Here is a 12,984-nt window from a genome sequence, read left to right as displayed (position 1 = left end):
GGAAGCACCCCGCACGGAGCCGTAACGCCCCTCATCCCACGCCTGCTGCCCAGACAGGAGACGCCATGAGTACCGTGGCCGCTCAACCCGTCCCCAACACGGTCGATCCCAGAACCGCCCGCAAGGTCACCCTCGCCGGCTGCGTCGGAATCTTCGCCGAGCTCTACGACAACGGCATCTTCGGCTTCATGGCCGGATCGCTCGCCGCCGTCTTCTTCCCCGGCTCCGACAACGCCGTCCAGCTCGTCTTCCTCGGCTACGCCGTCTCCTTCTTCTTCCGCCCCCTCGGCGCCGTCATCTGCGGCCACCTCGGCGACCGCATCGGCCGCCAGCGCATGCTGGTCTTCGTCATCCTGCTGATCAGCGCCGCCACCGCGGCCATCGGCGTACTGCCCAGCTACGCGAGCATCGGCATCGCCGCGCCCGCCCTGCTGATCCTGCTCCGCGTCGCCCAGGGCTTCTCCGTCGGCGGCGAGGCCTCCGGCGCGATGAGCTTCCTCGCCGAGCACGCCCCGGAGGGCAAGCGCGGCCTGTACACCAGCTACGCGCAGATCGCCTCGTTCCTCGCGCTGCTCACCGGCACCCTGGTCGCCGCCGCGATGACCAGCGGCCTCGGCTCCGCGCGCATGGAGTCCTGGGGCTGGCGCATCCCGTTCCTGCTCGCCGTGCCGCTCGGCATCGCCGGCATCTACATCCGCAAGCGCATCAGCGACACCCCCAACTTCACGCGCCTGAAAGAAGAGGACGGCCTCTCCAAGAACCCCCTCAAGGAGGCGTTCGCCTCCGCCGAGCACCGGCGCGCCATGCTGCTGGCCCTGTTCATCCCCCTGATGAACGGCTCCGGTTACTACGTCCTGTTCAGCTACATGCCCACCTTCATGAGCACCGAGCTGCACTTCGGCAAGGTCCAGGGCCTCCTCGTCACCGCCTCCAGCCTGGTCGCGATCTGTATCGCCATCCCCTACATGGGCCGCCTCTCCGACCGCGTCGGCCGCAAGAAGGTCCTCGCCGGATCGGCCATCGCGATGGCCATCGTCGGCATCCCCTGTTACCTGCTGATCGGCACCGGCAACGTGGCCCTCGCGGTCATCGGCGCCTGCGTCATGGCGGTGGTGTTCGCCGGCCACACAGGCGTCATCCACATCCTGCTGGTCGAACTGTTCCCGACCCGTGTGCGCTACTCCGCCTACGGCCTGGGCTACAACGTCTCCTCCGCCCTCTTCGGCGGCACGGCCCCCCTGCTGATGACCTACCTGATCGACCGCACGGGCAACGTCAACATGCCGGCCTTCTACGCCGTCATCACCGCACTCGGCACGCTCATCGCCGTCTCCCGGGTGACGGACCGGGCGCACCTGCCCCTGCGCGACGCCTGACGCCGCCCCGGAAAAACAGGCATCCGCACGCCCGCACAACCCCCCACCCCGCACAGCAAGGAGCCCTCAGCATGCCCATCTCCGACTACAGGACGGCCCTCGTCACCGGAGCGTCGACCGGCATCGGAGCCGTGGTCGTCGAACGGCTCGCCAAGCGCGGCCTCGAAGTCCACGCCGTGGCCCGCAACGCCGACCGGCTCAACACCCTTGCCGACGAGACCGGTTGCATCCCGCACGCCGTCGACATCACCGACACCGAGGCGCTCACCGCGGTCCTCGACGGCCTGGAGATCGACGTCCTCGTCAACAACGCGGGCGTCTCCCGCACCGGCAACATCCTCACCGCCGACGAGTTCGCGATCGACGAGCAGATCGCCGTCAACATCCAGGCCGTCCTGCACCTGGTCCGCCTGCTGATGCCCGGCATGGTCGAGCGCGACCTCGGCCACATCGTCAACATCAGCTCCATCGCCGGTGTCTACAACTTCGGCGGCAACACGATCTATCACGCCACCAAGGCGGCCGTGCACACCCTCTCCCGCCAGCTCCGCGTCGACGGCTACGGCCGCCGCGTCCGCGTCAGCGAGATCTGCCCCGGCCGCGTGGAGACGGAGATCTTCGGCCGCCTCCTGGGCGACATGGAGGCCGCCCAGCGCGAGTTCTACGACGGCTACGAGTCCCTCAAGCCCGAGGACATCGCCGACGCCATCGAGTTCGCCGTCGACTCGCCCCGACACGTCAACATCGGCCACATCGAGATCCTGCCCACCTTCCAGGTGCCCGGCGGCCTCAACTTCGAGCGCAGGGAGGGCTGATCACCGTGAAGACGGCAGAGCGCCTCAGCCGTATCAAGCCCTCGCCGAGCACGGCGGCGGCGCAGCGCGTACGCGAGCTGAAGAGCCAGGGGCTCACTATCCTCGACCTGACCGTGGGCGAGCCCGACTTCGACACCCCGGACCACGTCAAGGCCGCCGCGATCAAGGCGATCGAGGCGGGCGAGACCAAGTACACCCCGGTGAACGGCACTTCGGCCCTGCGCGCCGCGATCACCGGCAAACTCCGCGAGCGCCACGGCCTGGAGGTAACCGACGCGCACATCACCGTCGGCGGTGGCGCGAAGCAGGTCATCTTCCTTGCCCTGATGGCGACTTTGGACGAGGGCGACGAGGTCGTCGTCCCCGCCCCGTACTGGGTGTCGTACCCGGACATGGTCCGCGCCAACGACGGCACCCCGGTCATCGTCGACTGCCCCGAGGCGGACGGCTTCAAGCTGACCCCGGAGCGCCTGAGTTCGGCCCTCACCGAGCACACCCGCTGGGTCGTCCTCAACACCCCGGGAAACCCGACCGGATCGGCCTACACCACCGCCGAACTCCGCGCCCTGGCCGAGGTGTTGCTCGCCCACCCGCACGTCGGCGTCCTCACCGACGAGATCTACGACGAGATCTGGTACGGCGACGAGAGCGCCGCCTCCCTCGCGGCCGTCGAACCCCGCCTGGCCGACCGGGTGTTCCTCACCAACGGTGTCTCCAAGACGTACGCGATGACGGGTTGGCGTATCGGATACGGAGTGGGCCCGGCCGACCTGGTGACGGCGATCAACACCCTCCAGTCCCAGACCTCTTCGTGCCCCTCCTCGGTGAGCCAGGCCGCCGCTGCCGCCGCGCTCACCGGACCGCAGGGCTTCGTCCAGGACACCGTGCGCGTCTACCGCGCCCGCCGCGACGAGACCGTGAAGCTCGTCAACGACGTCCCGCAGCTGAACTGCACGGTCCCGGACGGCGGCTTCTACCTCCTCGTCAACTGCCAGGCGGCCATGGGGCAGTTCACCCCCGCCGGCACCCGGATCGAGAACGACGAGGACTTCGCCCGTCACCTCCTCGACAGCCAACAGGTGGCGGTGATCCACGGAACCGCTTACGGCGCCCCCGGCTACTTCCGTATCTCGTTCGCCACGTCGACGGACGTCCTCACCGAGGCCTGCGAGCGCATCGCGGCGGCGTGCGCCGAACTGACCTCCGCACCCAGCGTCTGATCCCTCCGAAAGGTCATCATGATCCGCGTCAGCACGAAGTTCGACCGCCCGGAGCCCGCCGTGGTCAAGCAGCTGAGTGCCTTCTCCTCGGCCACCGTCCACGAGGCGCAGGGCCGTCTCGGGGCGCTGGACTCGGCCATCAAGCCGGTCGACCACACGATGTCCCTGTGCGGCCCCGCCTTCACCGTCCAGTGCGCCCCGCGCGACAACCTCATGCTCCAGACCGCCATCGCCTACGCCCGGCCCGGCGACGTCGTGGTCGTGTCCGCCGGCAACTACGAGGAGGCGGGCTCCTTCGGCGACGTCCTCGCCAACGCCTGCCAGTCCAAGGGCCTCGCCGGCCTGATCACGGACACGGGCGTCCGCGACACCGAGGACCTGCGCGCGCTGGGCTTCCCGGTCTTCTCCCGCAGCGTCTCCATCAAGGGCACGGTCAAGGAGACCGTCGGCCCGATGTGCGAACCGATCACCGTCGGCGGTGTGCTGGTCCGCCCCGGCGACATCATGCGCGCCGACGCCGACGGCGTGGTCGTCGTCCGCCGCGAGGACGCGGCCGAGGCCGCCGCCCTCTCGCAGGAACGCGTCGACGCCGAGGCCGGGTTCATCGCCGCGTACCGCGCGGGCAGGACGGTTGTCGAGATGTGCGGCCTCGCGCCGGTGCTCGCGGCGAAGGGCCTCGTGATCGAGGAGTAGGACGGGCCCGCCGCGATCACCACCACTGAGCAACGAGCCGGGAAGTACCGTACCCACGGCTGGGACCCAGGTTCGGATGCCAGGATGAGGCGCCATGACGGCAGGGTGGTGTGCGCGCACGATGAGGGCCGCGATGTTCGCGGCCGTCTGGGTGCTGCTCGCCGCCCTGGCCCACGTCCTGATGTCCGGCCACCACGTGCCGGCCTGGGCACTGGCCATCGGGCCGGCCGCGACCGGTGCGGCCGGCTGGTCCCTGGCGGGCCGTGAACGCGGCCTCCCGCTGATCGTGACCCTCGTGGTCGCCGCCCAGGCCGCCCTCCACTCGGCGTTCTCGTTGGCGCAGCCCGCGACAGGTCAGCCCGTGTCCATGGACATGGGGTCGGCCGACATGGGCTCCATGCACATGAGCGCCGGCGACTCCATGGACACGGGCCATATGTCGGCCACCACCACCGACACATCCTCGCCCGGGATGCTCACGGCCCACCTCCTCGCGGCCCTGCTCTGCGGCCTGTGGCCGGCGCACGGCGAGCGCGCCGCGTTCCGCGTCCTGCGGGCCGTAGCCGGACGACTGGTGGCTCCGCTACGACTGCTGCTCGCGCTCCCCGTTCCCCCGCATCGCCCGCGTCTCCGTCCCCGTTCCGAGCGGGCGCCGCGGCTTCTCCTTCTCGTCCACGCGATCACCTCTCGGGGTCCGCCTCTGGGGACCGCTGTCGCCTGACGACAGCCGGCACCCGGGGCCGCGCCCACGCGCCTCGGGTCTGGGCCGTACCTCCGTGCCGCGCCTCTTCCAGGCGTCGCGGGACGGCCGATCCCCTTTCACGGATGACCGAGAAGGACCTCAGGTGATCACTCCTACCCTGCCCGCCTCGCCCGACGTGACGGAGTCGAGCGACGAGTCGCTGACCAACTGGGCGCTCGCCGCCCGCCACGGCGACTCCGTCGCCGTCGACCATCTGGTGCGCGCCCTGCACCGTGACGTCCTGCGCCATGTCTCCCACCTCTGCGCCGACCCGCAGGCGGCCGACGACCTCGCCCAGGACACGTTCCTACGGGCGCTCGACAGCCTGCACCGCTTCGAGGGCCGGTCCTCGGCCTGCCCTACGAGGAGGCGGCGGAACTCAGCAACTGCCCTGTGGGGACGGTCCGTTCGAGGGTCGCCCGGGCCCGGGCGACCCTCGTGGACCTGCTGGCGGACGGGGGCGCCCCCAACTCCCTTTAGGACGGCGTCAGGTGGCGGCGCGATCCGGGAACAGCGCGTTGAGCGCCTCCCGTTGCTCGCGCCCCACGAACTGGGTGAGCCCGCGCCTGACCGTCTCGGCGAGTGACTCGGAGGCCTCGCGCAGGAGTTGGGTCGCCTTGTCGGTGAGGGCGACCTCGATGCCGCGCTTGTCGCCGCAGACGGACTTGCGGGTGACCAGGCCCGCGTGCTGGAGACACGCGATCTGATACGTCAGCCGGGTCTTGGGCCGGCCCAGCAGCTCCGCGATCCGGGTCATCCGCAGCCCCTCCTTGGGCTGCTCGGCCAGCAGGCACAGCACCAGGAACTCGTCGTGCGAGACGTCGAGGTTCCCCTTCACGACCGAGCGCAGCTCCTGCTCCACCGCACCCGTCGCCGCCAGCAGCAGCATCCAGGCACGCAGCTCGGGCGGGAGCAGCCCGTCGCCCCGCAGGGACGGGCATTCGGGCTGGTCGGCGGGGCGCTCTACGGGGTCGGCCATGGGGTGAGTCTACCTGTTGTCCAATTTTGGAGGAGATGGTTGTCCAGATTTGGATAATGGGCTAGCTTGAGGCTCGCAGTGCTCATTCAAATTTGGACTACCGGAATCAGTGGGAGAGATCATGACCGTCGCCGTCGAGACCGGGGTGTGGCAGCTCGACCAGGCCGCCTCCACCGTGGGCATCAGCCACAAGACGATGTGGGGCCTGGTCAATGTGAAGGGCACCTTCGGCACCGTCAACGGTCAGGGCGAGGTCCGGGGCGACGGCTCCGCGATCGGCACGCTGACCCTGGACGCCGCCTCCCTGGACACCAAGAACGCCAAGCGCGACAAGCATCTGCGGTCCGCCGACCTGTTCGACACCGACAAGTTCCCGGAGATCACCTTCGCGGTGCGCAGCGCGGAACTGCGCGACGGCGACACCGTGCATGTCGTCGGTCAGCTGACCGTCCACGGCATCAGCCGCCCGCAGACCTTCACGGCCCGCCTCAAGGACGCGACCGGTGAGGCGCTCACGCTGGACGCCGAATTCACCGTGGACCGCGACCAGTTCGGCCTGGGCTGGAACCAGCTGGGCATGCTGCGCGGCCTGACCACCGTCACCACCACGCTGCGCTTCCTGCGGACCGCCGCCTGACAGAGCGTCAAGCAGCGGTCAGTCCTTGGGCCGCAGCTGGATGTCCGAGCTGGACAGCGTCTGCGGAGTGGCGGTGAAGGCGCGCACCCGGATGCGGACCTTCTTGTGCGGCAGGGTGAACGTCCCGTCGGGCGGCCGGAGTTCGATGGTCCGCGTGCTGTGCGCGGGCAGCGTCGCCGGGCCGCCCACCTGGGACCAGTACCTGCTCATGCCCTGACCCGTGGTGAGCGTGTAGTGGGGCGTGAGGGCGTCGCCGGACGAGTTGGTCACCTTGAGGGTCAGCCGGGTCACGACGGTGGGCAACGCCCGCCGTACACCGGTGAGTCGCATGTCCATCGGCGGCGCCCCCGTCGCCGCCACGGCCGCGCTCGCCAGCGCGGGCGTGACCAGCAGCACGGCCGCCGCGACCCGGGCCTGACGGCGGTGCGGGCCGGACAGCAGCCGGGGGCGGGGCTGCCACGCGTCACGGAACTCGGCGATCGGCGCGGTGACCGCCGACGCCAGCCACAACGGGGTCATCAGCAGGTAGTAGCCGTCCTGTGAACGCGTCGCCAGATAGAAGGCGCACCAGGGCAGGACGGTCGCCGCCGGCCCCAACCGCCGTACGAACAGCACGAATACGGCGAGCAGACCCGCCGCCAGCAGCATGCTCGCGTGGGAGTACCAGTCGAGGCGGTCGCTGCCGTTCGTGAAGTACAGCGAGATGTCCACCAGGCCCTGGCCGTGCACCACCGCGCCCTGCGTCAAGGGCAGCGCGATGCCGCCCAGCCAGGTGCTCGGCTCGTGCACGATGAAGTACGTGTTGATCAGCAGCCATACGGTGACGGCGACCCCGACGACCCGCAGCAGCACCAACGCGGCCTGCCGGGCGCCGAGTTCACCGCGCCGCACCGCGTAGATCCCGGCGAGCAGGAACGGCGTGAGGAACCAGGGGAGTTGCTGCGCCGCGCAGGCCGCACCCAGACACGCGGCCTGGGCGATCCCGGCAGGGCCGAGCCGGCCGCCCCTGCCGATCCGGGGCCAGCGGATCACCACCGGCACCAGCAACGCCAGCGCGAGCACGGCGGGATAGCCCTGACGGCCGTAGGTCGGAAGAAGGCCGAGTCCCAGGCACGCCATGGTGGCCGCCGACCGCCACTGGGTCGGCAGCAGGCGCCACATGAGGACCGCGGCCGCGATCAGCGCGCCGGTCGCGACGGCCGTCGCGGGGGCGCCGCCGTGTCCGATCCACAGGAGGGGTGCCGTGAGCAGCGTCTCCAGCGGGGGATAGCCGTAGGTGTAGTCGTAGCCGCCGGTCACCGTCGGGGTGAGGGCGACGCCCTGGCTGGGGTGGAAGAGCCAGGGCCAGGGATGGCCGTAGATCGGGTGTCCGGCGACCAGTTCCTTCGCGGCCTGGGTGGTGAGGACCGCCTCGTCGCCGCCGGTGTGGAACACGGACCACGCGGACAGCGCCAGCAGGACCGCGGTCACCAGGACGGCGAGATCGATCCGGGCCAGCGACCGCGCCCGGCGGACCACCAGGGTCAGCACCCCGCACACCAGGATCGAGGCGTAGCAGAGGCAGACGACCGCCGCCACGACGAGCCGGTGGCTGGCGGCCTCCGTCCACACCGGGCGGACGCCGATGAAGAGACTGATGTCGGCGAGCAGGGTGAGGATGCGGTGCCACTGCGCGGGAGGTTCCGGGGCGGACACCGCCGACTGTGTCCGCCGACCGGGTGTCACCTGTTGTGTTTCTGCCAAGTGCACGACACGGGACGCTAATCCCGGCTGGTGAGCCGGGTGTCCGGAGTCGTGAAGATTCGGGTGTGAGACCGGTAAGAAGGCCTCGTCATGGCCTAAATGGGGCAAACTCGAACGGCTTTGTTCAACTGACCATGGCCATCAGTTCATTCAGTAAACATCGCGCACATACCGCTTCGCCGCCGCCAGTTGCTTCACATACGCACCCGCCTCGGCCTCGTCCATCCCGCCGTGCGCGACCGCGATGTCCCGCAGCGCGCGATCCACGTCCTTCGCCATCCGCGAGGCGTCCCCGCACACATAGAAGTGGGCGCCTTCCCGCAACCAGTGCCACAGCTCGGGCCCGTGCTCCCGCATCCGGTCCTGCACGTACACCTTCGCGCGCTGGTCCCGGGAGAACGCCGTGTCGAGCCGGGCCAGGGTGCCCTCGTCCAGCAACTCCGTCAGCTCCTCCTCGTAGTAGAAGTCCGTCGCGCGGTGCTGCTCCCCGAAGAACAGCCAGTTGGGCGCGGGATGCCCGAGCGCGCGCCGTTCCTGAAGGAAGCCGACGAACGGCGCGACACCGGTGCCGGGTCCGATCATCACCATCGGGGTCGCGGGATCGGCGGGGGGCCGGAAGTGCGGCGCGCGCTGCACGAAGACCGGGACCTCGGTCCCCGCCTCGGCGTCCGCCAGGAACGGCGAACAGACTCCGCCGCGCGGGCGGCCGTCGAGATTCTCGTACCGCACCACCGACACCGTCAGCGAGACGCTGTGCGGGTCGACGAGCGGGCTGGAGGAGATCGAATACAGCCGCGGCTGAAGCTTCTTGAGCACACCGGCCCACTCCTCGGCACCGGCATTCACCGGATACTCGGCGAGCACGTCCACCGCCTGCCGCCCCCAGCTCCACTGCGCCAGCCGGTCCTTGTTGTCGGGCCTGAGCAGCCTGCGCAACTGCCGGTCGTCCCGGGCCCGTTCGGCCACGAACCGGAGCAGGTCCGGGGTGATGCGGGTGATGTCCAACTGCCGGTGGAGCGCCTCGGCGAAGGGGAGCTCTCCAACGCCGTCCAGTTCTACGGCCGTTGCGGCATCGGTGCCGGTGGCGGTGAGCCATTCGTCCACCAGGGAGGGCGAGTTGACCGGCCGCACACCGAGTGCGTCACCGGTCTCGTACGTCAGGTCGGTGCCGCTGGTGTCGAAGGTGAACCGGCGGACCTCCTTGCCCGCGCCGGGGCGGCTGAGCAGCCGGTTGCCCACTAGACGGGCGGCGATGGGAGTGGGCTTGGGGGACCGGGGCGGCGACTTGGGGGCCGCTGTCTCGGTGGACCTTTCGGTACCGAGCGCCGTGAGCACCTGCCCCAGCCACGCGTCCGCCGACGGCTCGAAGTCCGGCTCGCAGTCCGTGCGCGGGGCCAGCCGCACCCCGCCCAACTCGTCGAGCCGGGCGTCCAGTCGGCGTCCGTGCCCGCAGAAGTCGCCGTACGACGAGTCGCCCAGGGCGAGGACCGCGAACCGCACTCCGTCCAGGCGCGGGGCCTGTTCACCGGCGAGCGTGTCCCAGAAGCCGGAGCCGTTGTCGGGGGCGTCGCCGTCGCCGAACGTGCTGGTGATGAAGAGGAGATCGGCGTCGGCGGGGAGCGTGCCGACGTCGGCCTCGTCCATGCCGACCAGGGTCGCCCGGTGCCCGGCCGAGCTCAGCCGTTCCGCGGTGGCCGCCGCCACCTCCTCGGCGTTGCCCGTCTGCGATGCCCACAGGACGACTATCTGCCGGGCGGGGTGCGGCTGTTGCTGTGATTGTCCCGGGGGAGCGGGTGCCGACCTCGAATACATCCCGGCCAGAACGCCGTTGACCCACAGCGCGTGCTCGGCACTGAAGGGCGCGTCCCGTGGAAGCGTGGGCACACCCGGGGCGCCGGACTCGATGCCCGCGAGGAAGCCGGTCAGGTAGAGGCGTTCCTGCGCGGTCAGGACGGGCGGTGGGGCCGGGTCGAGGCCGAAGGGGTTCGTGCCCGGAATGACGGAGGTCGGGACAACTGCCTTCTGTGAGACCTCTGTTGAAGCCGGTGCCGGGACCGGTGTCGGCGCCGCACTCGCCACCTTCGTCAACGACACCGCGCACACCTTGAACTCCGGCTGGAACGACACCGGATCCACCGCGTCGCTCGTCACCGCGTTGACGCTCAGATACTCGCCGAAGAGGTCGTTCCAGTGGAACGGCGCGAAACAGCCCCCGGGCCGCACCCTGTCGGTCACCACAGCCGGCAGTACGGCCCGCCCCCGCCGCGAAGCGACCTCCACCGAGTCGCCCTCCGCGATCCCCAACTCCCGTGCGTCCTGCGGATGGAGCTCGACGAAGGGCCCGGGGTTCAGCTTGTTGAGCTTGGCGACCTTGCCCGTCTTCGTCAGCGTGTGCCACTGGTGCTGGAGCCGACCGGTGTTGAGCACGAACGGGTAGTCGTCGTCGGGCAGTTCGGCGGCCGGCATGTGAGGGCGGGCGTGAAATACCGCGCGCCCACTGGCGGTCGGGAAGCGCAGCTCACCCCCGCCCACGTACCGGATGGGGTTGCGGTCCGGCCCGTCCTCCTCCGCCGCTGGCCACTGCACCGGCGCGGACCGCAGCCGCTCGTACGTCACCCCGCGCAGATCCCAGCCGGTCACCGGGTTCCAGAACTGCCGTATCTCCTCGAAGACCTGCTCCGCGCTGTCGTAGGAGAAGCCCTTCTCGTACCCCATCGCGCACGCGACGGCCGCGATGATCCGCCAGTCGGCCATCGCCTCGCCGGGTGGGGCGACGACGGGGCGGGCCAGGGTGAGGGTGCGTTCGCTGTTGACGAGGACGCCCTCGGACTCGGTCCACATCGCGCCGGGGAGGACGACGTCGGCGTAGGCGTTGGTCTCGGTGTCGGTGAAGACGTCCTGGGTGACGACGAACTCGGCTGCTTCCAGGCCCTCGATGACGGTCCGTCGGTTGGCGACCGAGGCGACCGGGTTGGTGCAGATGATCCAGCAGGCCTTGATGTCGCCGTCGGCCATCTTCTGGAACATCTCGACCGTGCCCCGGCCGACACCGTCCGCGCGGATCGTGTCGGGCGGCAGGCCCCACACCTCCTCGGTGAACTCCCGTTCCGCGTCGACCAGTACGGACCGCTGGCCCGGCAACCCCGGTCCCATGTAGCCCATTTCACGGCCGCCCATCGCGTTCGGCTGGCCGGTGAGGGAGAACGGGCCGCTGCCGGGGCGGCAGATCGCGCCCGTCGCGAGATGCAGGTTGACCAGGGCGTTGGTGTTCCACGTCCCGTGCGTGGACTGGTTGAGGCCCATCGTCCAGCAGCTCATCCACTCGCCCGCCTCGCCGATCAGCCGGGCCGCCGTACGGATGTCGTCCTCGGCCAGACCGGTGAGGGCCGCGACGGCGTCCGGCGCGTAGTCGGCGAGGAACTCCGGCAGCGCCTCCCAGCCCTCGGTGTGCGCGGCGATGAACTCCGGGTCGGTGTGCCCGTTCTCGTGCAGCAGCCTCAACAGGCCGTTGAGCAGGGCGAGATCGGTGCCCGGCGCGATCTGCAGGAACAGGTCCGCCTTCGCCGCCGTGGCCGTCCGGCGCGGGTCGACGACGATCAACTTGGCGCCCGCCTTGACCCGTTCCATCATCCGCAGGAAGAGGATCGGATGGCAGTCGGCCATGTTGGAGCCGATGACCAGGAACACGTCCGCCCGCTCGAAGTCCTCGTACGACCCCGGCGGCCCGTCCGCCCCCAGCGACGACTTGTAACCGGCACCCGCACTCGCCATGCACAGCCGGGAGTTGGACTCGATCTGGTTCGTCCGGACGAACCCCTTGGCCAGCTTGTTCGCCAAGTACTGCGCCTCCAGGCTCATCTGCCCGGAGACATAGAGGGCGACCGCGTCCGGCCCGTGCTCGTCGACGATCTTCCGCAGTCGCCGCGCGGTCTCGGCGATCGCGTCGGCGACGGGCGTGGGCACCGGCTCCTCGCCCCGCTCGTCCCGCACGAGCGCGCCGGTCAGCCGGCCCGGTGCGGCGAGCATCTCGGCCGTGGTCGCGCCCTTGGTGCAGAGCCGCCCGCCGTTCGCCGGGTGCGTCTTGTCGCCGGACGCCCTGAGGACCGTAGGCCTGCCGTCCTGACCCGCGCCGACGTCGAGCAGCATGCCGCAGCCCACACCGCAGTACGAGCAGACCGTCCGGACCTGTCGTGTGAGGGGCTTCGTCATGCCGTAGACCGTACGAATTGCCCGTTACGCCGAGGTCACGCGGCCCGATCATGAGGGGTTACGCCCGGTGCACAACCGGCCGGGGGCCACTGTGAGATGCGGCCCGATCTTGTCGCGGAGTGTGTCGCATTGGGCCGAACGGGTGACAGTGCGCAACAATTGCCGGATGCAGACTGCCAGCGCTACCCAGGACGGAGCATGCCGGTGAACAGCCACGATGTCACCGACGAACAGTGGGAAGGGCTCGCCCAGGTAGTGCCGCTGCGGGGGCGCGACGCCTGGCCGTCCGCCGTGGGCCACCGTGCGATACCCGAGGCCGAGACCGAGCCGCGCCGCCGCTTCGTCGTCCTGCGCGTGAACGTGTTCGGGGACGCCCGCGAGGTCGCGGAGACCCTGATGGCGGGCATCCCGGTGCTCCTCGACCTCACGGGCGCGGAGACGGAGGTCGCCAAGCGGGTGCTGGACTTCAGCACGGGCGTCGTCTTCGGCCTGGCGAGCGGGATGACCCGCGTCGACCGGAACGTGTTCCTGCTCACACCGCCGGGGACCGAGGTGCAGGGGTTGATGGAG

At 70.2% G+C, this 12,984-nt stretch carries 10 protein-coding genes and 1 pseudogene; 8 read left to right on the top strand and 3 right to left on the bottom strand.

What is annotated here, in order from left to right:
- Positions 1-65: 65 nt before the first annotated feature.
- From AC31A1_RS33120 to AC31A1_RS33095, 6 genes and pseudogenes are all read left to right on the top strand, one after another.
- Positions 66-1,376 carry an MFS transporter gene (locus AC31A1_RS33120; RefSeq protein WP_489656865.1) on the top strand — a complete coding sequence of 437 codons (1,311 nt, stop codon included), beginning with the start codon at positions 66-68 and terminating at the stop codon, positions 1,374-1,376.
- A 71-nt stretch (positions 1,377-1,447) separates the two neighbouring features.
- Positions 1,448-2,191, top strand: a complete 744-nt coding sequence (locus tag AC31A1_RS33115) for an SDR family oxidoreductase (RefSeq protein WP_363095516.1) — start codon at positions 1,448-1,450, stop codon at positions 2,189-2,191.
- Between the two features lie 5 nt (positions 2,192-2,196).
- Positions 2,197-3,411 (top strand): aspartate transaminase, encoded by a 1,215-nt coding sequence (locus AC31A1_RS33110; protein WP_489656864.1) that lies wholly within the window; start codon positions 2,197-2,199, stop codon positions 3,409-3,411.
- An 18-nt stretch (positions 3,412-3,429) separates the two neighbouring features.
- Positions 3,430-4,104, top strand: coding sequence for a 4-carboxy-4-hydroxy-2-oxoadipate aldolase/oxaloacetate decarboxylase (locus AC31A1_RS33105; RefSeq protein WP_489656863.1), 675 nt, complete (start codon positions 3,430-3,432; stop codon positions 4,102-4,104).
- 94 nt (positions 4,105-4,198) lie between these two features.
- Complete coding sequence (locus AC31A1_RS33100) at positions 4,199-4,825, top strand: hypothetical protein (RefSeq protein WP_489656862.1); 627 nt, start codon at positions 4,199-4,201, stop codon at positions 4,823-4,825.
- A 124-nt stretch (positions 4,826-4,949) separates the two neighbouring features.
- Positions 4,950-5,326: pseudogene (locus AC31A1_RS33095) on the top strand (sigma factor).
- Between the two features lie 7 nt (positions 5,327-5,333).
- Here the strand turns inward: AC31A1_RS33095 and AC31A1_RS33090 are convergent.
- A complete protein-coding gene (locus AC31A1_RS33090; protein ID WP_365304041.1) occupies positions 5,334-5,825 on the bottom strand; it encodes a MarR family winged helix-turn-helix transcriptional regulator in 492 nt (163 codons plus the stop codon).
- 121 nt (positions 5,826-5,946) lie between these two features.
- On the opposite strand from AC31A1_RS33090, the gene AC31A1_RS33085 reads away from it, so the two are divergent.
- A complete protein-coding gene (locus AC31A1_RS33085) occupies positions 5,947-6,462 on the top strand; it encodes a YceI family protein (protein ID WP_489656861.1) in 516 nt (171 codons plus the stop codon).
- An 18-nt stretch (positions 6,463-6,480) separates the two neighbouring features.
- Here AC31A1_RS33085 and AC31A1_RS33080 read toward each other — a convergent pair whose 3' ends face one another.
- A complete protein-coding gene (locus tag AC31A1_RS33080) occupies positions 6,481-8,157 on the bottom strand; it encodes a hypothetical protein (RefSeq protein ID WP_489656860.1) in 1,677 nt (558 codons plus the stop codon).
- A gap of 198 nt (positions 8,158-8,355) precedes the next feature.
- Positions 8,356-12,414: a bifunctional nitrate reductase/sulfite reductase flavoprotein subunit alpha gene (locus AC31A1_RS33075; protein WP_489656859.1), complete on the bottom strand. Its 4,059-nt coding sequence runs from the start codon at positions 12,412-12,414 to the stop codon at positions 8,356-8,358.
- Positions 12,415-12,612: 198 nt separating this feature from the next.
- On the opposite strand from AC31A1_RS33075, the gene AC31A1_RS33070 reads away from it, so the two are divergent.
- The coding region (locus AC31A1_RS33070) for a cell division protein SepF (RefSeq protein WP_489656858.1) at positions 12,613-12,984 on the top strand (372 nt) is incomplete at its 3' end.

This window comes from Streptomyces sp. P5F9, assembly GCF_057961495.1.
The sequence above is the reverse complement of the archived record's forward strand: the minus strand, read 5'-3'. Positions and strand labels throughout refer to the sequence as shown.